Origin of the sequence: Chimaeribacter arupi, from assembly GCF_002858805.1 — a bacterium.
GTDB lineage: Bacteria > Pseudomonadota > Gammaproteobacteria > Enterobacterales > Enterobacteriaceae > Chimaeribacter > Chimaeribacter arupi.
The window spans coordinates 1-25,563 of record NZ_PJZI01000008.1; the positions used below are offsets into that span (position 1 = coordinate 1).

The 25,563-nt window shown below is 58.2% G+C and carries 23 protein-coding genes; 12 read left to right on the forward strand and 11 right to left on the reverse strand.

The genetic code is table 11. The features are described 5' to 3' along the window. Positions 1-308 precede the first annotated feature (308 nt). From CYR52_RS06475 to CYR52_RS06500, 6 genes are all read left to right on the forward strand, one after another. The gene (locus tag CYR52_RS06475; RefSeq protein WP_072928244.1) at positions 309-896 is read left to right on the forward strand and encodes a TerD family protein; all 588 of its coding nucleotides are present in this window, start codon (positions 309-311) and stop codon (positions 894-896) included. Positions 897-898: 2 nt separating this feature from the next. Next, positions 899-2,074 (forward strand): TerD family protein, encoded by a 1,176-nt coding sequence (locus CYR52_RS06480; RefSeq protein ID WP_072928243.1) that lies wholly within the window; start codon positions 899-901, stop codon positions 2,072-2,074. Positions 2,075-2,111: 37 nt separating this feature from the next. After that, entirely contained in the window at positions 2,112-2,558 is a 447-nt protein-coding gene (locus tag CYR52_RS06485; protein WP_072928242.1) for a tellurite resistance TerB family protein, read from the forward strand. 13 nt (positions 2,559-2,571) lie between these two features. Beyond that, positions 2,572-3,612: a TerC/Alx family metal homeostasis membrane protein gene (locus tag CYR52_RS06490; RefSeq protein WP_072928241.1), complete on the forward strand. Its 1,041-nt coding sequence runs from the start codon at positions 2,572-2,574 to the stop codon at positions 3,610-3,612. Positions 3,613-3,678: 66 nt separating this feature from the next. After that, the gene (locus CYR52_RS06495; protein WP_072928240.1) at positions 3,679-4,257 is read left to right on the forward strand and encodes a TerD family protein; all 579 of its coding nucleotides are present in this window, start codon (positions 3,679-3,681) and stop codon (positions 4,255-4,257) included. A gap of 72 nt (positions 4,258-4,329) precedes the next feature. After that, on the forward strand, positions 4,330-4,905 hold the full coding sequence (locus tag CYR52_RS06500; protein WP_072928239.1) for a TerD family protein: 576 nt from the start codon (positions 4,330-4,332) through the stop codon (positions 4,903-4,905). An 85-nt stretch (positions 4,906-4,990) separates the two neighbouring features. Here CYR52_RS06500 and CYR52_RS06505 read toward each other — a convergent pair whose 3' ends face one another. The 10 genes from CYR52_RS06505 to CYR52_RS06550 form a co-directional block, all read right to left on the reverse strand. After that, positions 4,991-5,836 (reverse strand): PhzF family phenazine biosynthesis protein, encoded by an 846-nt coding sequence (locus CYR52_RS06505; protein WP_206605013.1) that lies wholly within the window; start codon positions 5,834-5,836, stop codon positions 4,991-4,993. Beyond that, entirely contained in the window at positions 5,826-6,497 is a 672-nt protein-coding gene (locus CYR52_RS06510) for a helix-turn-helix transcriptional regulator (protein ID WP_101828219.1), read from the reverse strand. Before CYR52_RS06510 ends, CYR52_RS06505 begins: the two co-directional genes overlap by 11 nt. Positions 6,498-6,760: 263 nt before the next feature. After that, positions 6,761-7,939, reverse strand: a complete 1,179-nt coding sequence (locus tag CYR52_RS06515; RefSeq protein ID WP_101828220.1) for an alpha/beta hydrolase — start codon at positions 7,937-7,939, stop codon at positions 6,761-6,763. After that, positions 7,936-10,152 (reverse strand): glycoside hydrolase family 2 protein, encoded by a 2,217-nt coding sequence (locus CYR52_RS06520; RefSeq protein ID WP_101828221.1) that lies wholly within the window; start codon positions 10,150-10,152, stop codon positions 7,936-7,938. Before CYR52_RS06520 ends, CYR52_RS06515 begins: the two co-directional genes overlap by 4 nt. Then, the gene (locus tag CYR52_RS06525; protein WP_101828222.1) at positions 10,149-12,866 is read right to left on the reverse strand and encodes a hybrid sensor histidine kinase/response regulator; all 2,718 of its coding nucleotides are present in this window, start codon (positions 12,864-12,866) and stop codon (positions 10,149-10,151) included. Before CYR52_RS06525 ends, CYR52_RS06520 begins: the two co-directional genes overlap by 4 nt. Beyond that, the gene (locus CYR52_RS06530; protein ID WP_101828223.1) at positions 12,863-13,312 is read right to left on the reverse strand and encodes a Globin; all 450 of its coding nucleotides are present in this window, start codon (positions 13,310-13,312) and stop codon (positions 12,863-12,865) included. Before CYR52_RS06530 ends, CYR52_RS06525 begins: the two co-directional genes overlap by 4 nt. Beyond that, positions 13,309-14,709 carry a DUF3131 domain-containing protein gene (locus CYR52_RS06535; protein ID WP_072928329.1) on the reverse strand — a complete coding sequence of 467 codons (1,401 nt, stop codon included), beginning with the start codon at positions 14,707-14,709 and terminating at the stop codon, positions 13,309-13,311. Before CYR52_RS06535 ends, CYR52_RS06530 begins: the two co-directional genes overlap by 4 nt. After that, positions 14,694-16,268: a DUF3131 domain-containing protein gene (locus tag CYR52_RS06540; protein WP_072928233.1), complete on the reverse strand. Its 1,575-nt coding sequence runs from the start codon at positions 16,266-16,268 to the stop codon at positions 14,694-14,696. The genes CYR52_RS06535 and CYR52_RS06540 overlap by 16 nt, the downstream gene beginning before the upstream one ends. After that, the gene (locus CYR52_RS06545; RefSeq protein WP_072928232.1) at positions 16,265-17,626 is read right to left on the reverse strand and encodes a DUF3131 domain-containing protein; all 1,362 of its coding nucleotides are present in this window, start codon (positions 17,624-17,626) and stop codon (positions 16,265-16,267) included. The genes CYR52_RS06540 and CYR52_RS06545 overlap by 4 nt, the downstream gene beginning before the upstream one ends. 1 nt (position 17,627) lies before the next feature. Continuing rightward, positions 17,628-19,451, reverse strand: a complete 1,824-nt coding sequence (locus CYR52_RS06550) for a glycosyltransferase (RefSeq protein WP_072928231.1) — start codon at positions 19,449-19,451, stop codon at positions 17,628-17,630. Between the two features lie 389 nt (positions 19,452-19,840). On the opposite strand from CYR52_RS06550, the gene opgC reads away from it, so the two are divergent. The 6 genes from opgC to CYR52_RS06580 all read left to right on the forward strand — a co-directional run bounded on the left by opgC (position 19,841) and on the right by CYR52_RS06580 (position 24,815). Continuing rightward, a complete protein-coding gene (gene opgC, locus CYR52_RS06555; RefSeq protein ID WP_101828224.1) occupies positions 19,841-21,052 on the forward strand; it encodes an OpgC domain-containing protein in 1,212 nt (403 codons plus the stop codon). A 28-nt stretch (positions 21,053-21,080) separates the two neighbouring features. After that, positions 21,081-22,088 carry a hypothetical protein gene (locus CYR52_RS06560; RefSeq protein ID WP_420845513.1) on the forward strand — a complete coding sequence of 336 codons (1,008 nt, stop codon included), beginning with the start codon at positions 21,081-21,083 and terminating at the stop codon, positions 22,086-22,088. 26 nt (positions 22,089-22,114) lie between these two features. Beyond that, entirely contained in the window at positions 22,115-23,407 is a 1,293-nt protein-coding gene (locus CYR52_RS06565; protein WP_101828225.1) for a PP2C family protein-serine/threonine phosphatase, read from the forward strand. Beyond that, complete coding sequence (locus CYR52_RS06570) at positions 23,404-23,745, forward strand: STAS domain-containing protein (protein WP_072928229.1); 342 nt, start codon at positions 23,404-23,406, stop codon at positions 23,743-23,745. The genes CYR52_RS06565 and CYR52_RS06570 overlap by 4 nt, the downstream gene beginning before the upstream one ends. Positions 23,746-23,755: 10 nt before the next feature. After that, on the forward strand, positions 23,756-24,232 hold the full coding sequence (locus tag CYR52_RS06575; RefSeq protein ID WP_072928228.1) for an ATP-binding protein: 477 nt from the start codon (positions 23,756-23,758) through the stop codon (positions 24,230-24,232). A gap of 169 nt (positions 24,233-24,401) precedes the next feature. Further along, positions 24,402-24,815, forward strand: a complete 414-nt coding sequence (locus CYR52_RS06580; RefSeq protein ID WP_101828226.1) for a GNAT family N-acetyltransferase — start codon at positions 24,402-24,404, stop codon at positions 24,813-24,815. 60 nt (positions 24,816-24,875) lie between these two features. Here the strand turns inward: CYR52_RS06580 and CYR52_RS06585 are convergent, their stop codons facing one another. Next, a complete protein-coding gene (locus CYR52_RS06585; protein ID WP_101828227.1) occupies positions 24,876-25,490 on the reverse strand; it encodes a TetR/AcrR family transcriptional regulator in 615 nt (204 codons plus the stop codon). Positions 25,491-25,563: the final 73 nt, after the last annotated feature.

Here is a 25,563-nt window from a genome sequence, read left to right on the forward strand (position 1 = left end):
ATTACATAGATTTACAATGACATCACGTTTATCTATGTTTATTCGTAACTTCAGTGACAGTTTCCAGGATTACTATTACAAAGATGGTCAGTTTTTATAGGATAATCATTTAATATGTAAATCAATCGGCCATACCTAAACAAGTTAACGTAAATCTTGTAATACTGTCGCCAGCATCATGTTATTTACCTGGCCATTGTCGGATTTTTGCCCATTTCTGCGATGACGTTGCACGAAATAAAAAATTCATAATATGGCCATGCCGGCGGTTAATCAGCCCGCTTACCTTTACAGCAAGGAGTCTCGCTATGGCTATCTCACTGAGTAAAAATCAATCCGTGTCATTGACCAAGGAATCCGGGGCGGCCGTTACTGCTGTCCACGTGGGGTTAGGCTGGGACGCGGTAAAAAGCAAAGGCATCTTCGGCATGTTTGGCGGGGGCGGCGGGGATATTGACCTCGACGCTTCCTGCCTGATGCTTGATAACGCAGGCCGTGAGGTTGACACCGTCTGGTTCCGCAAACTCGAATCAAGCTGCGGCTCCGTGATCCACAGCGGGGACAACCGCACCGGCGCCGGTGACGGCGACGACGAGGTGATCACCATCAACCTGCGCCGCGTTCCGGCCAACGTCCATCACCTGGCGTTCACCGTAAACAGCTTTACCGGCCAGAACTTCACCAAAGTTGAAAACGCCGGTGTGCGTATTCTTGATCAGGCGAAAAAAGAGCTGGCGAACTATAACCTGGCGCAAAAGGGCGAACACACCGCGCTGTTTATTGCGTCCCTGTCCCGCAATGGGGATGACTGGCAATTCAAAGCGCACGGTACGCCTGCCAACGGCCGCACCGTTGAAAGCATGATCCCGATGATCGTCCGTGAATTGGTGGGCTAACCATGACAACCCAGCTTATCGCCGGCGGCAATGCTGCCCTGCCTGAAACCACCGTGATTGTCCGCATCAAAAGTGGCGTGGCCGCCGATGTGGCTGCTTTCCGCCTGAACGATCAGGGCAAAACCCGTGTGGATGACGACTTCGTATTTTACGGGCAGAAACAGAGCCAGGATCGCGCGTTGATCCTGCTGACAGAAGGGGCGGTCAGCGCGTTTTCCGTGAATCTGGCGGCACTGCCGGCGGATGTGCAGAAAGTTGCCTTTACCATTACGCCGGAAGGCAGCCAGTCGGTGCAGGCACTGCGTTCACTGGCGGTAGGCGTGGAGTATAACGGCCAGCCGCAGCTCAACGGGGATGTTGACCTGGCCGGGCGCAGTGAAGCGGCCCTGATCCTTGGGGAACTCTACCGCCGTAACGGCGAATGGAAATTCCGCTTTGTTGCCCAGGGGTTCAACGGCGGGCTGCAACCGCTGGCAGAGCATTATGGCGTCACCATTGATGACACGCCGGAAGAGGCCGCGCCTGCACCTGCACCCGCTCCGGCCCCGGCCGCCAAACCGCAGCCGGTCAATCTCAGCAAAGTCACGCTGACCAAAGAACAGCCCACCATCAATCTGACCAAATCGGTTAACCTGAGCAAAAGCCAGGGCTTCGGCCGTATCCGCGTAAACCTCAACTGGAACCGCGGCACCGGCGGCGGCTTCTTCAGCAAACTGGGTGCCATTGACCTCGACCTCGGGGCTTATGTGCGGTTGAAGAACGGCGAGAAAGATCTGATCCAGGCGCTCGGCAACCGGTTCGGCCGTTATGACCAGTTCCCTTATGTGCATCTGGAAGGGGATGATCGCACCGGTTCGGTGTCTGAAGGAGAGTGGCTGAACATCAACGGCGCCCAGTGGGATGAGATCGCCGAAGTGGTGGTGTTCGCCTTTATCTACAAAGGCGCGCCGAACTGGGCGAAAACCGACGGTGTCGTTACCCTGCAACTGCCGGAGCAGCCGCCGGTAGAAACACGCCTCACCGAAGGCGGCAACCGCCATAACATGTGTGCGATTGCCCGCCTGGAAAACGTCAACGGCACCCTGAAGGTGGAGCGCCTGAACGACTACTTTGCCGGCCATGAGCCAATGGATAAAGCCTACGGTTGGGGATTCAACTGGCGGGCCGGCAGTAAATAACACACAAGCAGCAAATAACAACAAAGAGGAAAGAACCATGTTTGATTGGGCAAAGAATAAATTCAATCAGGGCCGTGACACCTTCATGACTGAAGTCAGCCGTTATAAAGGCAAAGACTTCATGCAGGGGTGTGTGGCGGCCGGGACTTACATGGCCTTTGCTGACGGCGTGGTGACGCCGCAGGAAAAGCAGAAACTGGTCAAATATTTCGAGATTAGCGATGCGCTGAAAGTGTTCAGCACTGAGGAAGTGATCCGCGAATTCCAGAAACTGTCAGAGAAATTTGATTTTGACCTGGACATCGGCCGCTCTGAGTGCCTGAAAATTATCGGCAAATTGCGTAGCAAACCGGACGAAGCACGCGCAGCGGTACGGCTCGGGGTGATGATCGCCAAGAGTGATGCCAATTTCGACGACGCCGAAAAACGGGCGCTGATTGAGATTTGCAACGAGTTGGGCCTTAAGCCTGACGAATTCTTTTAACAGAGAGTAAATGATGGAATCTACCCTGATTGGTTTCCCCGCCGAGACGGTCATCGTCTTTGTGGTGCTGGCGGTTGCCGCACTGCTGATTGACCTGCTGGCCCACCGCGGCGATAAGGCCATCAGCCTGAAAAGCGCAGCGCTTTGGTCGGTATTTTGGGTGGCAACAGCCCTGGGCTTTGCCGCTTTCCTCTATTTCCACCACGGTCAGGAAGTGGCCAGCTTGTTTGTGACCGGGTATGCGCTGGAGAAAGTGCTCTCTGTCGATAACCTGTTCGTGATGATGGCCATCTTTGCCTGGTTCAAAGTACCGGATGGCTACCGCCACCGCGTGCTCTACTGGGGCATCATCGGGGCCATCATTTTCCGCGCGATTTTTGTGGCGATTGGCTCCGGCCTGCTGATGCTCGGCCCGTGGGTCGAGATGCTGTTTGCGGTGATTGTCGCCTGGACAGCGGTGATGATGCTGCGTTCCGGTGATGATGACGAAGAGATCGAAGACTACTCCGATCACCTGGCCAACCGCCTGGTACGCCGCTTCTTCCCGGTCTGGCCGAAACTGGCCGGCAACCGCTTCCTGCTGAGCTCGCAGGAAGTCAGCGCTGAGCTGGCAAAACCGGAGAACAAAGGTTTTGCGTTCACCGTGAAGAAGGGCGCGCGCTATGCCACGCCGCTGCTGCTGTGTGTGGCCGTGGTGGAGTTGTCTGACGTGATGTTCGCGTTCGACAGCGTACCGGCAGTCATTGCGGTGAGCCGTGAACCGTTAATTGTCTATTCAGCGATGATGTTTGCTATCCTCGGCTTGCGTACCCTCTATTTCGTGCTGGAAGCGCTGCGCAAATATCTGGTGCATCTGGAAAAAGCGGTCATCGTGCTGCTATTCTTCATCGCCTTCAAACTCGGCCTGAACGCCAGCGATCACCTCTGGCACCACGGTTACGGCATCAGCGCCACCACCAGCCTGTATGTGGTATTGGGTGTGCTGGCGCTGGGTATTCTGGCCAGCGTACTGTTCCCCGGCAAAGAGTCGCCGGCAGACGATCGCCAGGGCTGATCGGGCCGATAAATGCATTATCCGATGGGGGGAGCCCCCCCATCACCTCAGTAAAAGGAGAACCACATGGGTGTATCACTTTCCAAAGGCGGCAACGTTTCTTTAAGTAAAACCGATCCGAGCCTGAAAAAAGTCCAGGTGGGGTTGGGTTGGGATGCCCGGTCAACGGATGGCCAGGATTTTGACCTTGATGCCTCAGCGTTCCTGTTGCAGGCCAACGGCAAAGTGGCGCAGGACAACGACTTTATTTTTTACAACAACCTGCGTTCAAGCTGCGGTTCTGTCGTGCATCAGGGGGATAACCGCACCGGCGCGGGCGATGGCGATGACGAAACGCTGCTGGTGGACCTCGGCCTGGTGCCGGCGAACGTGGATAAGATCGTGTTTACCGTCACCATCCATGACGCCAATACCCGTCGCCAGAACTTTGGCCAGGTCAGCAACGCCTTTATCCGCCTGGTCAATGCCGAAAGTAAAAACGAAGTCACACGTTATGATTTGCAGGAAGACAGCTCCACGGAAATTGCGATGATTTTCGGTGAGCTGTATCGCCACAACGGTGAGTGGAAATTCCGCGCCGTTGGGCAGGGCTTTGCGGGCGGCTTGTCCGCCCTGTGCGGCAACTTTGGCATCAACGCCGCGTAATGCGTTGAGTAACGCTTTCTCCGTGCCGCCGATGCGGCGGCACGTATTCAACTTCACGATAAGGAAGAGATTATGGCAGTTTCACTGAAAAAAGGCGGCAACGTCTCCTTAACCAAAGAAGCCCCGTCCATGAAAACCGTGCTGTTCGGCCTCGGCTGGGACTCACGTAAAACCGACGGCAGCGCCTTTGACCTGGACGCCTCCGCCTTTATCGTTGGCGAAGATGACAAAGTGCTCTCTGACGCGAGCTTCATCTTCTTCAACAACAAAACCAGTGCCTGCGGCGGCGTAGTGCACCAGGGTGATAACCGTACCGGTGAAGGCGCGGGTGATGACGAGCAACTGCTGATCCACCTGGACAAAGTTGACGCCTCTGCCAAGAAAGTGGTGTTTGCCGTGACGATCTACGAAGCAGAAGATCGTAAACAGAACTTCGGCATGGTCACCAACGCGTTTATCCGTGCAGTGAACAATGACGACCAGACCGAGCTGGCACGTTATGACCTCTCTGAAGATGCCGCGACCGAAACCGCGATGATCTTCGGTGAACTCTACCGCCACAACGGCGAGTGGAAATTCAAAGCGGTCGGCCAGGGTTATGAAGGCGGCCTGTCGGCGCTGGCAAAAGGCTTCGGCGTTAATATCTAATCCTGATATCAGAACTGAAAAACCCGGCCTTGCCGGGTTTTTTTATGGCGGGTTTTTTATGACTTAGTGCCGGGGGCCTGTGAATTCAGCGTGAAGCGTTATCGCCGTGGGGCAGTGATACGAACAATTCGCCTTCAATCACTATGCAGGCTTCACCGCATAATTCCACACGATTATTTTCTTTTATCCGGCAGGTTATTTCCCCTTTCCGTTTACCGCCTTGCTGGGCAGACAGCACTTTTTTGCCTAGTTTTTCCCCCCATAGCGGGGCCAGGAAAGTATGCGCAGAGCCGGTAACAGGGTCTTCATTTACCCCAACCTGCGGGCCGAACCAGCGTGAGCGGAAATCAAACGCTTTAGCCGGCGTGCACACGACAACGCCGCGCGTATCGAATTGTGCTAACGCGGAGAAATCAGGTGACAGGGAATCCAGCACGTTTTCATCATTTATGATGACCACGATATCTGACGCCTGCCATATTTCAGCCGGCCCGGAGCCCAGCCCCAGCGCAGCCAGCAGGCCAGGTGGCGTATCAATCCGCACGGGATGAACCAGGGGGAAATTTAAAATATACCCCTCGTCGCTGCCTCTCACCGTCAGTTCGCCGCTGCGGGTGTGGAAACGGATCTCTTCTGCATGGGGAACATACCGGGTAAACAGCACACAGGCGGCGGCAAGTGTGGCATGGCCGCAGAGGTCCACTTCTACGGCAGGCGTAAACCAGCGAAGCCCATAGCTGTCACCTGTTTTGACAACAAAGGCCGTCTCTGAAAGGTTATTTTCCTGTGCAATGCGTTGCAGCGTGGTGTCATCCAGCCATTTTTCCAGCATACAGACAGCCGCAGGATTACCGGAAAAAGGATGGCGGCTGAATGCATCGACCTGAAAGAAAGGCACCCGCATTGATTGAGCCTGATGGTTATTCTTCACTTAACGCCTCCAAATCGTTATAGATGGTATAACGTGATACCCCCAGCGCGGCGGCGGCATGTTGAACCCCGCCTTTCATTTTAAAAATGCCTTTGGCACGCATATCGTTAACGATTTTCAGGCGCTGGGCTTTCTGGGTTTTTTTGCCGGGCAGGGTATGTTTACTGATTATCTCGTTGAGGGTCTGGGCAAGAAGAGTGTCCACGGCCAACGCGTTATCATCAGGATAGGGTTCTTGATGATTGAGCAGTAAATCAACCCCCTGGCGAATCATTTCATAAGGCGTGGCGTCGATGTTATTGCAAAATGCCACCAGCGGCTCGCCCGCGTCACTGTAATAAATCGTCGACGCGCTGTTCAGCACCTTCCCGGAAAACGTGACTGTTTTATAATTTTTTATTACGACGGGCCGGTTGTTTCCTGTTGAGCCGGAAAGCAACCCGGCAAAACCGGTATCTTTATCCGGGCCGGATAACAAGCTGTCACCTTTCTTCCTTCCGCTGACATGGCCATTGATAATTTTATGGACGGAGGCGGCCGGTTTGGTCAGATCGTGCAGAACGATCTCATGGTTCCCGGCGATTGTGCTTGCCAGCGCATCCATGGCGGCTTCAAGTGTCCGTATCAGCTCATCTGATTGCTGCTTATGTTCAACGTTCATCAATTCATCTCAGGATGTCGCCCTTGCGCAGGCTTTCTTAAAAATATACCGCTGCGCCCTGAGGTGATCAACGTTTTGTTGAATTTTCCACAATGTGTTGATGAGAAATAGTCTGCCCACCCGACGTGCGCCGGTCATGTGCAGCGAAAAGGGTGCGTGACGCTGTGGGAAAAGGGCAGCTGCAGCCGGGCATATCATGCCCGGCGTGCGTGACCAGGCCCGGTCAGCGGCTTTTTCCGGCCGCCGCGCCGGGGAGAGGGGAATTACTTAAACACCTGTTGCACAAACTCACTGTATGCCGGACGCCAGACATCCATTTCATGCCCGAGTTTCGGGTAGCTGTGGAAATTGACGCGGATCTTTTTCTCATCAAGCTGCTGTTTCAGGCCGTTGATGTCTTTGCCGGTGACGTCATCCTCACTGCCCACTACCAGCGTAAAGTTTTTCAACTGCTGGTTAATCATCTCCGGGTTCTCCAGCGCCTGCGCCACGCCGCTGTTGGGCACGGTCACGGTGGTGACGCCGCTGAAACTCGCCAGCCAGCGGAAGCGGTCGAGGTGGTTCATGCCGGAAACCAGCGCCTGATAGCCGCCCTGGGAAATCCCGGCGATGCCGCGCCCTTCCGCATCGGTGCGCACCCGGTAACGATGCTCGATCAACGGAATAATATCCTGCATCAGCTCCTGGTCGGCGGCGGTCGCGTTCAGCGGGTAGAAGATTTTACGCCGCTCCTGACGCGGGAAATTCTCCGGGACAGCGCCGGTGGCGTCCGTTTCGGTATCCGGGAACACCACCACCATCGGCTGCATTTTCTTCTCCGCCAGCAGGTTATCCATGATCTGCGGGAACCGCCCCTGCACAATCGATGAACTCTCCGTATCGCCAAAGCCGTGGTAGAGATAGAGCACCGGCAGCGGCGTGGTGCCGCTTTCATAGCCCGGCGGCAGCCACACGTACAGGTGCCGCTCCTTGTTCAGCGCGGCTGACGAATAAGTCAGGCCGTGCACCTCGCCGTGCGGCACCTTGCGTTCATCCAGCAGGCTGCCGGGCACCAGCACCAGGCTGGTATTCACCTGCCGCTGGGGTTTCGGCATGGCGCTGCCGGTATCAATGCTGCGGAAACCATCGACGTTGAAAAAATATTCGTACAGGTTCGGCGCTTGCGGTGCCAGCCGGTAGTGCCAGACACCCTGTTCATCCTTCGTCATTGGGTAGGCGACGCGGGTACGCGGCAACGCGCCGAGCACCACCGCCACCTGCCGCGCCTCGGGCGCAATCAGGCGGAAGGTGATGCTGCGGTCAGGGTTGACCTGCGTCACCGCCTGGCTCAGGGGCAGGTTTTCGTCAAAATCTGTGGGCTTGGTCAAGGGGGCGGCGGTGCTGCGCAACGTCAGCAGCACCAGCCCGGCACCGAGCCAGAGAAGGCGGGAAGGGCGCATCATTTTGCCCCCGGTGCGTTCAGCGTAAAGTAATGGTCATTGGCACCCAATTGGTGGCCGTTGCGGTCATACAGCACGCTGGAGATCATCACCGGGCTGTCGCTGAGCGGCGTCGCGCCGGCTTCCACCTGTTTGCTGCCGCTGTCTGCACCCATATCGAGCCGTTTTTCGCCTTCGCTCAGCGTACGGTTATCCTGCGTGATGCGCCAGACCAGCCGGGCATCGGGATAGGCAGTCAGGGTATCGTTGATCGCCCAGAAATTGACCCGCCCCGGCGTGCCGGTTTTCCAGTTCAGCGTGACCGGCTCAATCGACGGCAGCACCGGTTGGTAGGCTTTTTTCAGCGCGTAATAGCCGAGTTTAGGCTGGCGGCGGTAATCCATCACGCCCCAGTTAATCGACGGCCAGTTCTCGACAAACATGAACTGCAACAGCACCGTGACCGGCTGGTAACGCTGACGCCGGTAACTCTCTGCCGCCAGGCTGACGGACTCTGCCTGATAACGTTGGGTATTGGCGATGAACGTTTCGATGTTCGGCCCGCGTTCAATTTTGGCGAACTGGAAGGTCTGGATCGGCTGGAAGTTATGGTATTTCCACACCACCCAGCCCGGATCGCCCGGCTGAGTGGTGGCCGGCCAGAGATCTTTTTCCGGGATAATGGTTTTCAGCGTCTCCAGGTTCGGCAATGCCTCTGAGCCAAACTCGGTAATGATGGCGCTTTTCGACGGTTGCAGGAAATCGTTCAGGGTGCCGAAATACCAGCCCTGCCAGAAATGCTCAGTCACCGAAGACCACGGGTGGGTAATGCGGGAGGTATCCGCCGCCAGCGCATCCGCCACCGCCTGTGCCAGCGGCTTGTTCATATCCGGGTGCCAGTCCGGGAAACGTTTCTGCATCCACAAAGAATCAAACGGCGGCTCATTCTGCCCGCCCCAGACAATGATCGACGGGTAATTGCCGTACTGGCGGATGGCGTCAGTGGCCTGGCGTGCGGCTTCCTGAGCAAATTCCGGGCTGTCGTTATAGCCCCATTGCAGCGGCATATCCTGCCAGATCAACATACCGCGCGCGTCCGCCAGCGCATACAGCGGGTGGCTGGCCAGGTGGCCGTGAACGCGGATGGTGTTGGCATTCATCTCCTCCAGCAGCACCAGATCTTTTTCCCAGTCTTCAGGCGACATGGTGCTCAGCCACGAGGTGCCGATGTAGTTGGTGCCGCGCAGGAAGATGCGTTTACCGTTAATCTCCCAGCCGCCCTGATCGGGTTTGACGATCTGCCGCAGGCCGGTGCGTGTGGTGCTGCGGTCCAGCGTGCCGAGGTTATCGGTCAGGCTGACCTCCACGTCATACAGGTTCGGGTCGCCGTAGCCTTTCGGCCACCACAGCCGGGCGGCGTCCATCGGCAGCGTGACGTTGAGCGCCTGCGCGGTGTGGCCGGCATAGGTGAGTGTCACCGGCTGGTCAATCTCATAACTTTTACCGGAGAAATTCGCGGGTTTCACCCGGACATGCAGCGTCGCCTCGCGGCTGCGGTTGGCCCGGTAATCAATCGCTATTTTCAGGGCCGGGTTTTCCAGCCCGTTTTGCCAGTCCGGCGTGGTCAGCACGTTATCAATCACTGCGCCGCGGCTGATGTGCACATTCACCGGTGCCCAGATGCCGCCGGAGTTGGCATCCTGGCCTTGCTTGCTCCAGGCCCCGCCGGGGCGCGCATCATGCTGGGAGAAGACGCCTTTGATCAGGTTTTTGTGCAGCGGCCAGATGCTGTCCGGGGATTCAAACGGGCTGTCGACCCGCACCGCCAGTTGATTGGTGCGCTGCGCATCCCGGCTGATGTCCAGCGCGAAACGCTGGAAATAGCCGGTGTGGCTGCCGATGCGCCGCTGGTTCAGCCAGGCATCAGCCTGATAATCCACGCCGTTAAACACCAGCGTCGCCATGTTGTCCGGCCGCAGCGGCGGCAGGTCGAACTGGGTGCGGTACCAGAGCGCGCCCTGGTGATCCAGCCCGGCGGCGTACCAGTTGGCGGGCACCCGCAGCGTCTGCCATTGGCTGTCGTCGCTGTGCCAGCCTTCCGTTTCCTGTTGATTGGCGTCGTGCACCCGCCATTGTCCGGCAAGCGATTGGGTCACCGGCTCACCGGCGGAGTGTGTGCCGGCAGCGCAGCCGCTCAGCAGCAGGGCGGCAGCCAGGGCGGCCAGGGCATTGTTCATAAGTTCTCCTTGATTTGCGTCAGGGCAACAGTGACGCGTTGGCACATCCCGTCGAGCTGGCTGTCCAGTACGTTCATGGTGGCGAAATCCCCGCGTTCTGCGGCATCTTCCAATTGGCTCAACACCTGGACCAACGTCTCACAGGCAAAGGTGGCGGCTTCGCCTTTCATTTTGTGGGCGTCACGTTTCACGCCCTTGATGTCCTGCCGGGCCACCGCGCTGCGCAAACTGGCGAGCAGCCCCGGCAGCTCCTCAAGGAACATGCCGATAACAATGGTCAGCAATTCATGGTCATGGCCGACGCGCTCCATCATCAGCGGGTAGTTCACCGCATCCGTTGGGGGAATGTCCGGCGGCGGCATCTCCTCTTCCAGCGGCTGGGTCATGACCGCCATCACCCTGGCGATCTCCGCCGCGAGGGCATCAATCATCACCGGCTTGGCGATGTAGCCGTCAAAACCGTGCTCCAGGCAATATTCACGGTCACCCTGCATCGCGTGGGCCGTCATGGCGATAATCGGCAGGTGCTGGGGCGGCGTGCTGAGCGCTTCCTGCTCGCGCAGGATCTGCGTGGCTTTCTGGCCGTCCATTTCCGGCATCTGCAAATCCATCAGGATCAGGTCGTAGCGGGTTTGCGCAATGTGTTCCAGCGCCTCCAGCCCGTTATTGGCGATATCCGCCTGGTGGCCCAGTTTGGTGAGGAAGTGGATCGCCAGTTTCTGGTTTACCATATTGTCCTCCGCCAGCAGGATGCGGTACTGCGTGCCTGCCATGTCGGGCGTGACCAGCGGGGTGGCGGTCACCGGCACCGGGGCCTGCGCACCGGGCGCGAGGGTCTGGATAATCACGCTGAACAGCTCATTCTGGTCAACCGGCTTGTTGAGGAAATGCAGGATGCCGATCTTTTTCAGGATGGCCGTATCCATATAGCGCCCCATTGAACTGAGCATGATCAGCTTGGTGTTGCGCAGGGCAGGGTTGGAGGTGATCTCAAGCGCCAGCGTCATGCCGTCCATGTCCGGCATCTGCGCATCCAGCAGGATCAGCGGGAAATCGGGCGAGTCGTCCAGCGCATCCAGTGCCGCCTGCCCGCTGCTGAAGGTTACGGCCTGTAACCCCATATGGCGCAGCATCTCCTGCATCAGCCGCAGGTTGGTCTGGTTGTCATCCACCACCGCGACGCGCACGCCCTGGAGGCTGGCGGGCACATGCACCGGGCCGCTTAACACCGGCGTTTTTTTCAATACCGGCAGGGAGAAGAAGAAGGTGCTGCCGCTGCCGGGTGTACTGGCAACCTGCAATTCACCGCCGAGCATCTCCACCAGCCGGGCGGAGATAGTGAGGCCAAGGCCGGTGCCGCCATATTTGCGGGTGGTGGAGGTGTCCGCCTGGCTGAAGGATTCGAAAATCACACGCTGTTTGTCTTCCGGGATGCCGATGCCGGTATCTTTCACCTCAAAGGCCAGATGCTGGGCGGCGATGCCGTGGGAGAGGCTCATCACCACTTCGCCCTCATGGGTGAACTTCACCGCATTGCTGACCAGGTTGGTCAGCACCTGCCGCAGGCGCACGGAGTCACAATGGATGTACTCGGGCACATCAGGGGCGACATCCACCAGCAGCTCAATGCCTTTCTCGGTGGCCTTGGGCATCAGCGGCCGCATGATCCCTTGCAGGAACGGCCGCAGCGCAAACTCTTCCATGTCGAGGGTGATTTTGCCCGCCTCGATTTTGGAGAAGTCGAGGATGTCATCAATTACCTTCAGCAGCACCTGGGCGGAGCTGTGCGCCATCGTGATGTAATCCCGCTGCTCCGGTGTGAGGTCGGTGTCGAGGCAGAGCTGCGTCATGCCGAGGATGCCGTTCATCGGCGTGCGGATTTCGTGGCTCATGTTAGCGAGAAACGCACTCTTGGCCTGGCTGGCGGCTTTCGCCATCTCGACCGCCTGCCGTGAGGCTTCCTCCGCTTTTTTACGCTGGGTGATGTCCTGCATGGTGCCGATCACGCGGGCGATTTTGCCCTCGGTGGTGAGGCTGATCACCTGGCCCAGCAGCAGGCACCAGCGGTAGTTCTGGTCGTGGTGCATAATCCGCAGTTCACACTCAAACACGGCCAGCCGGTCATTGCCCGCCTCCTGCAACAGCCGGGCGGCGGTCGGCAGGTCATCCGGGTGAATCAACTGCCGCCACATGTCCGCCGTGTATTTCCAGCTCCGGCGCGGGTAGCCGAGCAGCGTCAGCAGCGCATCATTCACCTGCACCAGGTCGTTGAGGTAATCCCAGTCCCAGATGCCGATGTGGGTCGCCTCGGCGGCCAGGATAAAGTCATCATGCAACTGGCGGCGCGACGCCAGGATATCGGCAAAGTGCGTGACATCGGTATGCAGGCTGACGATGCCGCCTTCCGGGGTGCGGTTATGCTGCACAAACACCGTGCGGCCCTGCAATTTGCGGATTTCGTAATGGTTGTCCACGCGGCAGCGTTCGGCGAGGGTGGTGGCCAGCGCGCGGCGATCGGTGCTTTCGGAGATATAGCCGGAGGTGATAAAGGCCTCAATCAGCACCGTCAGCGGCGTGCCGCGCACCAGATAATCACGCACTGCCGGGTAGTAATCGAACGCCTGCTGGTTAAAGGCCACCAGGTTTTCCTCGGCGTCGTAGATAAGCAGCGCGGCATTGATGTAATCCAGCGCCGCGAAAATGGCGTTTTTCATGGTGAGACCCCTGTCGGCGGCTTGGCGTGGAACAGCTCCGCCTGCCGGCGCATATACTCCAGGCCGGGGGCGATCACCATCGCCCAGGCGGTGATGATATCTTCGTCACACTGCGGGTCGAGCTGCCGTACCGTTTGCAGCACCGCCCGCCGCCAGTGGGCGTAAAACGCGGGCGGCAGTTTGATCCCTTCGGCGTCCTGGGTACGGGAAATGGTCATCAGGTAGTTGGAGACGTTGTGGGTGCTGGAGACAGAGAGCATAAAGAAAAAGGTCTTGTAGACGATTTTACGAAGCTGCGCCTCGTCCTGCTCCAGGAAGGTCGCCTCGATCTCCGCCGTGCTGTGGACGAAAAGCTGGTAGAAGTGGTTGAAAAAGCGGTCCCCGCCGTCGCTGTCGGTGATCCGTGCATAGCTGTCGTTAAAAACCGTGTCATAGGAGAAGGTCATGGCTGGGGCCCTCCGGGTTTTCGCTCCTGCGGCATGCACAAGCGGGGTAGGTTAAAGACATCGCTCAGGCGGGTATTGAAATAACTCTCTTGCGGGAGTGACCGGATCAGCGGGCCGTAATTGCTTTTGTACATCAGCGCCTCCAGAACCATCGCATTGGTGGTGAGGGTGATCATCCGGTTATAGCCGCCGGTGGCCTCAAAGCGCCCCTCATACCAGCCGCGCTGGTTGTCCCGCGTCAGGCGTGTCATCGCCATCAGCGCGTCGGTGAAATCGGTGTCCCACAGTGTCCAGAGGCCGAACACCGCCCGCGTCGACACCAGTGCCCGCGTCGGGTAAAACTTGCTGTCATCCCCCAGTGTGTTCCAGGCGTAGCCGTTACCGAAAATGGTGTCATACACGTGCCACGGGGCGGCATTGAGGTTGTATTCATCGCGCGCGGTCAGGATTTTCAGCTTCTGCCAGCGCTGCTCCTGCACGCGGTAGATGTTCTGCGCCCGCTGGCGTTGGGCGCTCAGCAGGGTGGTGTCGTTGCCCGGCGTCTGCCAGCCATACTCCAGCCCGCCCAGCACGTAAGGCGTATTGGTGACCACGGCGGGCGTGTAGGTGGTGCGCGGATCGCGGGAATCCACATCAATCGCGATGCCGTCAACAATCACTGACTGGTAAGGCGGCGTCACTGATTTTTCAGACGGAAACCCCCACAACGCCAGCGCGGCTGCGCCATATTCGCTGTAGCCGAGCCGCCCCTCCGGCTGCGGCGTCAGTTTGCCGTCACGCATACCGCCGCGCAGCAACTGGCCGCTGTTGTCCACCACGTTACAGAAGTTCCAGCGCAGGATGATGCGATCCAGGTATTCGCTGTAGATCGGGTGCCACAGCGCCACCACCCGTAAACCGGTCATCAGCCGGGCCATGTCCTGCGCTGACCAGCCCAGGGTGGCCGGTTTGTTGCTGTAGTCCACCATCGCGGCATTGGTGGTGTTGTAGAGCAGGTTGGGCGTTTTCAGGCTGGTGAGCGGTAACTGGTTAAGCGTGGAGAGCATCCGCGTCAGCCGGTCATCAAACTCCACCTCATCCACCAGCCCGAGCTGGCGCGCCGCCGTCAGGGCGATCAGGGAATCGCCGATTTGCCACAGGTTGGTGACCGGGCGGTTGTCACTGGCGTTAATCAGCCCGGTGCCTGCCTGGGTATTATTTTTGAAATAGCGCCACGCCACCTCGGCCCACTGGCGCTCCTCGTCCGTCAGCGCCCCCATCCGCCCCGGATAGTGCCAGGCCCCGCTGCTGACGTAGCGCACGCCCGGCGTCCGGTTCAGCCATGAGAACCCGAACGCCAGCGCCGCCGCGATAAGCAGCAACAGAGCCAGCCTGAAGATTCTCACGGTTTTAAGCATGACATCGCCACCGGAGGCAGTTTGATCGGCGCATCTTCATTTTCACATGCGGCACATTTACAGGCTTTACAGGCCGGTGCAGTACGCATCGCCACGCCGGTCTGTTCACACCAGTTTTTGATGCCCGGCGTTGGGCTCATAAACGGGCGGTTGCGCCTGGTGTTGTTGTCCTCAAACGCATCCACCAGCCGTTTTTCCCACAGTGACGGCGCGAAATCGCGGGATTTCGGTTTGTCGGTGTTGAATTTCAGCAGGCGTCCCTCTTTTTTGTAGAGCAGGGCCTCGAGCATGATGCCGTTGTTGTTGCCGGTGAACTCTTTAATCGGGCCGTCGCCGTTTTCGTAAATCCCCTCGTAGTAGCCGCTGGCTTTCTCGTTGGCGTTTTCAATGGTGTCCAGCAGCCGGTCGGTGTAGGGCGAATCCCACAGCACCCACATCCCCAGCGCGGCTTTCAGTGAAATGGCTGCCGTTTCAGGCACGTACTTGCCTTTGTCGGTGATGGTGTTCCAGTTAAACCCGTCAGAGAACACTGTGTCATACACAAAGTACGGCGCTTTATCGAGCTGGTGTTCCGATCGCGCCGTCATGGTGCCGGTGATCAGGTAGCGGTTCTCCTGCGCCTGATAGACGCGGTCAGCAAAGTTTTTCATCCACGGGTGCGAGTAGTTATTGAGGTTGTCCTCACGGTCATCGGCTTTGTCCCAGCCCATTTCCAGCCCGTGCAGCAGGTAGGATTCCGTGACCACATAGTTGTGCTGGTTGGTCAGGCGCGGGTCGCGGCTGTCATACGGCACCAGCACGCAGTAGATGTTGGCGAGCGAATAGGGCTCCGGCCGTGACCCCTGGCAGGTCGAGAAGCCCCAGAGCTGGAAGCCCGCAGAGGCGTACTCTTCGTAGCCAAGCCGCCCCTCCTGCGCATACACGGTTTTTTTGTTGCCGTCGACATACGCCCCGAACAGCGTGCCGCAGTCATCCACCGTGTGGGTGAAATCCCAGCCGAGCACGATGTTATCGACGCTGTTACCGTATTCCGGGTAGCGCTCTTTGACGATCTTCAGCCACAACAGCATCCGCCCGATGTCGATGGCGGAAAACCCGATCTCGCCCGGTTTGTTCAGGTAGTTCACCTTTTGCGCGGTGATGGTGTTGTACACCTTGTTGGGCATCTCATTCTGGAACAGCACCAAAGTGTTCAGCGTCTTCAGGAGTTTGATCATCCGCTGGTCAAATTCTGCCTTGTTGATAATGCCCAGCTCACGCGCCGCCACCATTGCGGCGATATAAGACCCGGTGTCCCACATGGTGGTGGAGGGGTATTTGTTTACCGCGTTGACCAGCCCGGTGGTGGGCTGGTAGTTGACGATAAAATATTGCCAGGCGTTCACGGCCATCGCCTGCTCCCGTGGCGTAAGCGCCCCGTGGCGCACCGGGTAGTGCTGCGCCGGCAGTTCAACCGCCGCCTGCACGCTGCCGGCCACCAGCCATAACCCCAGCACCAGCGGCAACCAGGCCAGCCAGCGCCGGGCAGAAAAAGAGACGATAACGAGCGACGGTCTCATGGGAGTACTCCTTTATTCCGATCGGTCATCGGCATGGGTGAAGGGGAGACGCAGGCGAGGCATAACATTTGCCCATGCGCGATATAACTTAAGCTTTCCAGCACCACGGCGTTGGTGTCCGCGCTGAGGGTCTGGTTAACGTTCTGGTTGCCGCTGGTGCCCTCATACCAGCCTTTGCCCGGCTCCAGCAGCGCGGCCGCCTGCGCCCGCAGGCTTTCGCTCCAGGCGTTGCGGAACAGGGCATACCAGCCAAAGGCGGAGCGGGTGGAGAGCAGGCGTACAGGTTCCTGATCGCTGCGTGAGACGGTTGCATCCTGCACCGGCTGCTGGCCGGGCAGGGCGGCGATAAAGTCCGGGGCCTGTTCGGCGTAATCCGTATTGACGGAGGTGTAGTTGCCGGTGGCTTTGTGCAGGCTCTGCTGGATGCGCACGATGCGCCAGGCAAACTCCGCGCTGCGGCTGTCAAAGCCCAGCTCCAGCCCGGTCAGCACATAAGGCAGGGTGATGATGGTCGGCGCGTCCTGATCGACCCCTTTGCGGAAGCCGTCACTGGGGATCGCATAGCCGTCGATTTGCACCAGCTTGACCCCCTCGGGCGGCTGGGTGACGGCGATCCCGGCCGAGGGGCTGACCATGCGCAGCGTCCCGGCGGTATAGAGCCGGAAACCATAGCCGCTGCGGGTCTGGCTGGCGCTGAGATCCCAGTGTGACACCTCAATGCTGGTGGCGGTCGCCGGGCTGCTGCTCTCAAACAGGGCATTAAGGTTCCACTGATCCAGCACCTCCTGCACCTGGGCCGCGTGCGTCGGGTAGCGCCAGACCAGCAGCGTCAGCGGCACCAGCAGACGCCCCATGTCCACCGCGGAGCCGGTGGGCGGCTCCTGTTGCTCCGGGTCAACCATCATTGACAGCGTCTGGGTGTTGTACCAACTGCCGGGCACGCCGTTCGGCAGCAGCGGCAACAGGCTGAGGGCGGTCAGGGTTTTGGAAATCCGCTGGTCAAACTCATCCACCGGCACAATGTCGAGTTGGCGCGCGGCAATCAGCGCCATCAGGTAGCTGCCGGTGTCCCACAGGGAGGTGTAGGGGCGCTGGTCCTGCGCATTCGCCAGGCCGGTCAGTTGGGTGTTATTGACGAAATATTGCCAGGCGACGCGCGCCCAGACGGCCTCATCAAACGTCAGGTCGCGCCGCTGCGGCAGCGGCGGGAAATCCCGGCTCAGGGTATACCCGGCTTTCTCCTCCACCACCGGCGGCATATGTTTTTCCACATACAGCACGATGCTGAAACCGATCAGGAACCCGAGGAGAATGGTGATGTAACTGCGGGTGGCCAGCAGGCTCGCTTTCCAGGACATGTCAGGCCACCTCTTCGTCAGACAGGGCGGGGTCAGGTTTCCACATGGCGGCCAGGATCATCGGCATCATGGCGGCAATGTTCACCCCGCCCCAGAAGATGTTGATGATGTAACCGGAGGGGTCTTCAATGTCACCGTTAAACACTTTAATGCCGCCCCAGAGAAGCCCGAGCAGGGTCAGCACCACAATGGCGATCTGCGGTTTGACCAGGTAGAGGAACCGCCCCTGCTGGCGCTCCTTCGGCGTCACGTGGAATTTGATTTTTTCGCCGCGCAGCACCGTGTCCAGCGCGCGCAGGTTCATCGAATAGAGCGACAAATAGGAACTGCGCCCATCCCACGCCGACAACCCCCAGGTGCCGAACATAAAGGCCAGCTCGGAGGCGAGGAAGAACGGCAGGAAATGCAGGTAAAACGGCTGTGAATAGGCGGACACCGGCGGAATATTGGTAAACAGGTAGATAAGCGGCGAGATTAAAAACACCGTATTCCACAGGCAGGCCAGATAAGACCAGAAGGTGGTGCCGTACATCAGCGTTTGCGGCAGGCTGAGCCGGAAGCGTTTGCGGCTGAAAATCGGGTCATGCAGCAGGATGTCCATTGACCCGGCGGCGTATTTGAAACGCTGGATCATCCAGGTCAGCAAATCCTGCGGGGAGAGCATTTTGGATTCAATCCGCGGGTGCATCACTGATTTCCAGCGCCGTTCGGTGTCGCCATGCAGCACGATCGAGGTGTAGATGTCTTCGGAGACGTGGAATTTATACGGTGTCAGTTCGGTGTCCATGATCACCTGCGGCCGCATCGCCTCTTCCAGCGCCTCGCGGGTGTCGGCGTCCGGGATGTCTTTGGTAAAACGCGCGACTTCCTCATCCACCGCCCAGACGTAACTGCGCAGCGCCGCCTGCATCACCGCCTCACGCCGGTGGATCGAGGCCGCCCCGCAACAGAATGAGGCGTTCGCCCAGTTGCGGCGGCGCAGGATCACTTCATAAAACATGCGGGCATCGTTAAAGAACGGGTCGCGCCCCAGCACAATCGGGCCGACCAGCGCTTCGGTGGCCTTGCCAAGGCCATAGCCGATGCGCCCAAGTTTGCGGCGCATCAGCTCCGGCAGGCGGTTGCCTTCAGGCAGATCGTAAAACCATTGGGGCGTTTGCACCCAGGCGACATCCGGGTCACGGAAGTAGCCCAGTGTGTGGGTCAGCAGCGTGGGGAAGACCCGCGTATCGGCGTCGCAAATCACCAGAAAATCGCCGTCGGTCTGTTCCATGCCGTTGCGCAGGTTACCGGCCTTGTAGCCGATATTGGTGTCGCGGGTGATGTAGTTCACCCCTTCCTGCTCCGCCACGGCGCGCATCTCCGGCCGGCGGCCATCGTCGAGCACATGAATTTTGTATTCAATCGGCGCGGGGTAGGTGACTTTCAGCGCATCCTGGATCGAAATCCGCACCAACTCCACGTCTTCCGAATAGGTCGCGATAAACAGGTCAACGCGCAGCGGCCGGGATTCTGTCTGCTCATCCGGCCCGAGGCATTCATTCACATCGGTCGGTGCCGGGCGCTGGGGAATATCCCACTCTTTCCACAGGTTAATCGTAAAAAATACCGTGCCGATATAGGCCAGCGTTTCAGCAACCACCAGCGGGACGGCATACCAGAGCGCGTCGTAATTCAGGGACGACATCCAGCGCCAGCGGATATAGTTTGCGCCCAGAATAAGGGCGGCCACGGCCAGGCATTGCCACAGCACCTGAATAAACCAGGGGGTATTTAACGGTTCCGGGGGTTTCCGGTGTTCAAAATGGGAAAAATAAAAAGCCATGAGCATTCCTGTTCATCAATTCACAAGAACAAATGCGCGCAAGCGCTACGTTTCCCGGTGCAAAAAACAGAAATGCTGCTGAATTATAAATGCTTATTTATTTGGTTTACGTTCAGTGCCGTCAACCGGTCACCGCGTAATGTCATTTGAGTCTAGTGCAGCAAAAAAAGGTTTCAAGGCCATTTTTCATCGAAACTACCGCGACATAGCGGAATTATCACCTATTATTCTGTGAGACGACGCACGTTACACCGGGTGAATCGGTTTCCTGCCGATTGGCGGGATGAAGTCGTCTACACTCATTAAAACAGTAACCTCCCTAACGTGAGTCTCCCCGGCACACGGAAAAATGGCGATCGTGAGAAGCACGTTGATCAGGCGGAGAAATTATGGCGGTACAGGATACGGTATTAACTGAAGCCCCGGCTGCGGTCTCCTGGCGCTACGCGGTGCCGGGGCGGCGCGACCTGCGTGTGGATATGCTGCGCGGTATTGCGCTGGTGATGATGGTGGTGGCCCACACTGAGGTGATGTCGGTATTTAATATCTTCACCTGGGAGCGGCTGGGATTAACCACCGGTGCCGAAGGGTTCGTTATTATGGCCGGCTTTATGCTCGGTATGCTGAACCGCGCTCGCCTGCAAAAAGAGTATTTACTGACCGTTTCCTATACCCTGGTAAGGCGCGCCTGGAAAATATACCAGGTCAATATCATTATTATTCTCTCCATGCTGTTGCTGGCTAAAATCCCGTTTATTAATACTTTTGAGGTAACCCATTTTACCGACCGTTATGCCGGCATCTCCTATTCCCTGCTGCCGGTGACGGCGCAGATCCGCGAAACCTGGTTCAATATTATCCTTTACCTGCAAATAGGGCCGCACCAGACCCAAATCCTCGGGTTATATGTATTTCTGCTGCTGGCCAGCCCGCTGATGTTATGGATGTTGTCGCGCGGCCATGTTATTTGGCTGCTGCTTATCTCACTGGGGCTTTATGTCTGCTACCAGCTCACCCATGCCCGGCTGACGGTGTCGCAATTTGAATTCGCTTTCCCCTTGCTGGCCTGGCAATTTATTTATGTGCTGGGCATGAGCTGCGGCTGGTACAAAGATGAGCTGACCTCGCTGGCACGCCTGCCGTTCGGCCATGTGGTGATTGGCGCGATGGTGGTGTTCGCGCTGGTCATGATGTTTATTGCCCAGAACCACACCAACCCCTTTATGCCGCGCGCGCTGATGATGGATGTTATCCCGCCGGCGGATTTCAACTGGTTCTACCGGACGCTGGCGGCCAAAAACGGCCTTGGCCCGATGCGGGTGCTGGATGACTTCTGCCTGATCATCACCGTTTACCTGGTCCTCAGCCGCTTCTGGACGCCGATTAACCGGCTGGTGGGCTGGTTCCTGATCCCTTTGGGTCAGCACTCACTCTATACCTTCATCATTCACGTCTATTTCGTGCTGATTGCCAGCCAGTTTGTGCATTTTGACCTGTGGCATCAGGCCTGGGTGACCAACACCGTGGTGCATGTCGCGGTGCTGATGGCGTTATGGCTGATGGCGAAATATGAGGTGGGCGGCAAATTTATTCCAAATTAGCCGGCAGGCACAGGGGACGAGGCAAAACATGGGGGTGATTATTCGTTTACGGAAAGGCAGCCAGGCGTGGTTAACGGCGGGCAAAATGGGCTGCGTGTCAGTGATGCTCTGTTGCGCCGGGGCGGCATCCGCTGCGCCGGTGGGTAAAAACCCGTTCAGCCAGGGGCAGAAAAAAGCCGCACCGGCCGCCGCCAGGCCGGCACCCAAGGCGGCCGGTGATAAACCCGCCGGGGCGCAGGAAACGACCCCGGCACGGGTCTCCACCGGCCTCTGGGGGCGGCTGTTTTACGGCGATGATGCCAAATTCTCCGGCGCGCTGACCTTTAACAGCGGGCTGAAAGACCAGCGGGTGAGTATCCCGACCGGCGAGGATTCGGTGGACCAGTCAAACCGCGTGAGCCAGATGATGCTGCTCAGCCTGCAATATTCGCCGTTCAGTTACTGGTTCGCCAACGTCACGTTCCGGATGCCGGTGCGCCACGTCAACAAATACAGCCCCGATTTCCGCTACAGCTTCGGCTATGACGACTGGCATCCCAATACCTTCAGCCTGGTGTACGGCAACTACGGGGATAACCGCTTCTTCCCGACGTCCAATAACCGGCGCACCTACCCGGAGCAAGGCTCCTGGACGTTTGCCTACAAATTCAGTTTGCCGAAAGCCTTGGAGAAACACCTGCTGATCCAGAAAGGGGATGCAATGACCTGCCAGGTCGGCACTACCTGGGTGCCGCGGTTCTACTCGCTGGACGCGAACGATCGCCTCACCAATAAACATGTGGTGCTGGGCGGCTGCGGTTACAGTTTTGTGCAGCACTACTTCATCCGTTTTACCGCCTTCTACTATCCTGACAGCAGCCAGCAACAGCCGTGGGATGCGGACTATACCTACAGTTTCGGCTATTCCACCTATAAACCCGGCACATTTTCGATTCAATACAACAACTACAGCGGTACCCGTTATCCCGGACGTAAAGATTCCAATGCCAATTTCAGAGAAGGCACCGTCAGCCTGATCTATTACATCCCGTTTTAAGGCGTGAACGTTTTGAGGAGCGTGCTATGCAATCATTGAGCGTGGAGCGCGAGCCAGCCACCATTCTGGTGGTGGATGACTCCTCCAGTTACCGGCTTTTGCTCTCCAGCCTGTTAAAAAAATGGGGCTACCGGGTGTTTGAGGCTGAACAGGGTGAAGCGGCACTGGCGCTGATGGCACAGCAGCCGATCAACATGGTGATCAGCGACTGGGAAATGCCGGTGATGGACGGGCCGACGCTCTGCCGGGCCATCCGCAGCAACACCAGCACCCGTTATATCTACCTGATCCTGGTCACGGCGCGCCACACGGTAGAAGACCTCACCACCGGCATTGAGGCGGGCGCGGATGATTTCCTCAGCAAGCCGGTGAACGCGGCGGAGTTACAGGCGCGCCTCTACGCCGGGCGGCGGATCCTTGACCTCGAAGCCAACCTGGCGCTGCGCAATGCCAAACTGGCGCAAGCCTGGCAGCAGATGGAAGCAGATTTACAGGCGGCGGCGCGCCTCCAGCACTCGCTGTTACCGGCGCGTAATTTCGCGTTGCAGGGGTTCAGTATCGACTGGCTGTTTGTGCCGTCCGCGTATGTCTCCGGCGATATGTTTAACTTCTTTGCCCTGTCCGATCACCACATCGGCTTTTACTGCATTGACGTGGCCGGGCACGGGGTGACGGCGGCCATGCATTCGCTGGCGGTGGCGCGCCAGTTCCTGCATGGCCGCACCGTTGAGAACTTCCTCGCCCGCAGCGGCCCGGATGGCGGGGTGATCATTACCCCGCCGCACCAGGTGGTGAGCCTGCTGAACCAGCGCTTCTGTTATGAAAATGACGACGTGCACAGCTACTTCACCATGATTTACGGCGTGATCAATACCCAGACCGGCGAAGGCAGCCTCTGCCAGGCGGGCCACCCGACGCCATTTATTGTGCACCCGGACGGCAGCACCACCTCGGTGGGCGAAGGGGGCGGGCCGGTGGGGCTGTTTGAGATGCTGACCTGGGACGAATGCACCTTCAGGCTGGAGGAGGGCGAATGCCTCTACCTCTACAGCGACGGCATCAGCGAGTGCGAAAACCAGGTCAGCGAACAGTATGGGGAATCCCGGCTGAAAAACGTGCTGGCGGAGCACCACCGGCTGCCGCGCGCGGAGCGTTTTCTCCAGGTCGAGCTTTCTTTGCTGGCGTGGCGCAATGTGCAGCTGGAGGTGGTTGACCCGCAAAACGGCGTCAAATATGGCAACAGCAACCTGCATGACGATGTCTCGCTGCTGGTGATTGAGCGGACATCCTCCTTTACGCGTCAAGAGGAACAACCATGAATGTTGAGACCACAAAAAACAACAACATCACCATCGTCACGCCGGTGGTCCGGCGGCTGGATGCGTCGGTGTCACAAAAATTCAAAGAGAGCGTGCAGGAGATTATCCGCGGCGGTGAAACGGAACTGCTGATCGACTTCAGCCGCGTCGATTTCATCGACAGCAGCAGCCTGGGCGCACTGGTTTCCCTGCTGAAAATGCTGAACGGCAAAGGCACGCTGGCACTGAGCGGCATGAATGCCAACCTGCAGAACTTGTTTAAACTCACGCGCATGGACCGGATCTTCATGACGTTCCCGACTCAGGATGAGGCGCTGACCAAGCTGAACAACCGATAGGTATGCAGCCATGCATGACTGGGTTCCCGAGGATGTTGATCTTACGCTGCCGGCTGTCCCGGACAGTCTGGCCATTGCCAGCCGCGCCCTGGAGGCGTTCGCCCAACCGTTGCCGCTGGGAGAAGAAGGGCTGTTCCCGCTGGATCTGGCGCTTAGCGAGGCGTTCACCAACGTAATCAAGCACGGTTACGGCTATGACGCCTCACAACAGATACAGCTGTTATTCCGCTACCAACATGACCAGCGCACGCTGGAGGTGGTGCTGACAGACAGCGGCAGCCCGATCCCGCCGGTGCTGCTTGAGCAGGATAAGTGCCTGAACATTAACCCGGATGACATGGACAGCTGGCCGGAGAACGGCATGGGGCTGATGTTTATCCGCGCCAGTGTGGATGAGATGCGCTACGACAGCCAGGATGGCCGCAATACCCTGACGCTGGTGAAATACCTGCGTCAGGGCGCCGCCGACGAAAACGCAGACCCATAATCCTAGGATTACAGGATTACAGGATTACAGGATTACAGGATTACAGGATTCTGGGATGACAGAATCCTGATAATGCGATGCGTTAACCTCCGGCTGCTTTTTCAGCACCGCATTGCCGTGGTAACGTCACGTTTGACACGCCATCAGCCGACTCACTCAGGGAGCATTCATGAAAATACACCTCACCAGCCAGCCCAGTTATGCCGATATTGATGAGCTGAAACAGGGCGTGCTGCATTACTCTTCCCAGTTCGCAGACACCTCTGAAATTGAGGCACTGGCGCTGTTTATCCTGGATGACGAGGAGAACAAACTGGGCGGGCTATCCGGTTCTACCGCCGGAAACTGGTTGCGGATTGATGTGCTGTGGGTCAGTGAGGCGCTGCGCGGCCGGGGCGAAGGGCGGCGGCTGATGCTGGCCGCCGAACAGGAAGCCCGCCGCCGCGGCTGCCGCTTTGCGCAGGTAGACACCCTGAGCTTTCAGGCCCGCCCGTTCTACGAAAAGCTGGGCTATGAATGCCGGATGACCCTGGACGCCTACCCGCGCCACCATGAGCGCTACTATCTGACGAAAGCGCTTTAAGGCCGGCAGCGCCCGGCGCGTCAGGTCAGGGGGAAGTGGCCCATATTCTGCCCCCTGCCTTCAGCTTTCGTTCACCTGAACCGCCCCTTTTATCAGCGAGGCGAAAGACGCCACGGCTTCATCCTGATTCAGTTGCCCGCGGGCGAGTGCAGCGGAAAGTGCCTCTCCTGCCCCCACCAGACCAATGCAGCACTGCAACAACGCCCTGGGTGACTTAGTCACATGCGGCGTCAGGACGGAGACGAACATCCCGACGCAGTTTTCCAGCAGCGCCTGAAACACCGCGGATTTCTCTTCGCTGCCTGCCAGTGCCGCCCCTACCGCGTGAAACGCGTCTGTTTTATCTGCTGCGCAATGGATATATGCGCTCGCCAGCATCTGTATCGTTTCCTGCGTATCCCTGCGGGTGGTGGTCATCGCCTCTGTGAAAGTCCTCACCCGTTCCATATCAATCCACCGGTAGAGGGCTATCAGCAACGCCGAGCGGGTAGGGAAGTGATCATAGACCACAGGCTTGGAGACGCCGGCGCGCACGGCGAGGTGCCCCAGCGTCAGCTGATCGGCGTTTTCCTCCTGCACAATCAGGAGCGCCGTGTTAAGAAGCTGCTTACGTCGTTCTGCCTTTTTTAACCTGCGCGCAGCGGAGCCAGATACCGTTGTGTTTTCTCTTTCCATGTCTCTCTCAATTTAACCTACTAAAAGTAGCTTTCTGTGGGTGTCGGTGCTACATTTCCTACTAATAGTAGCT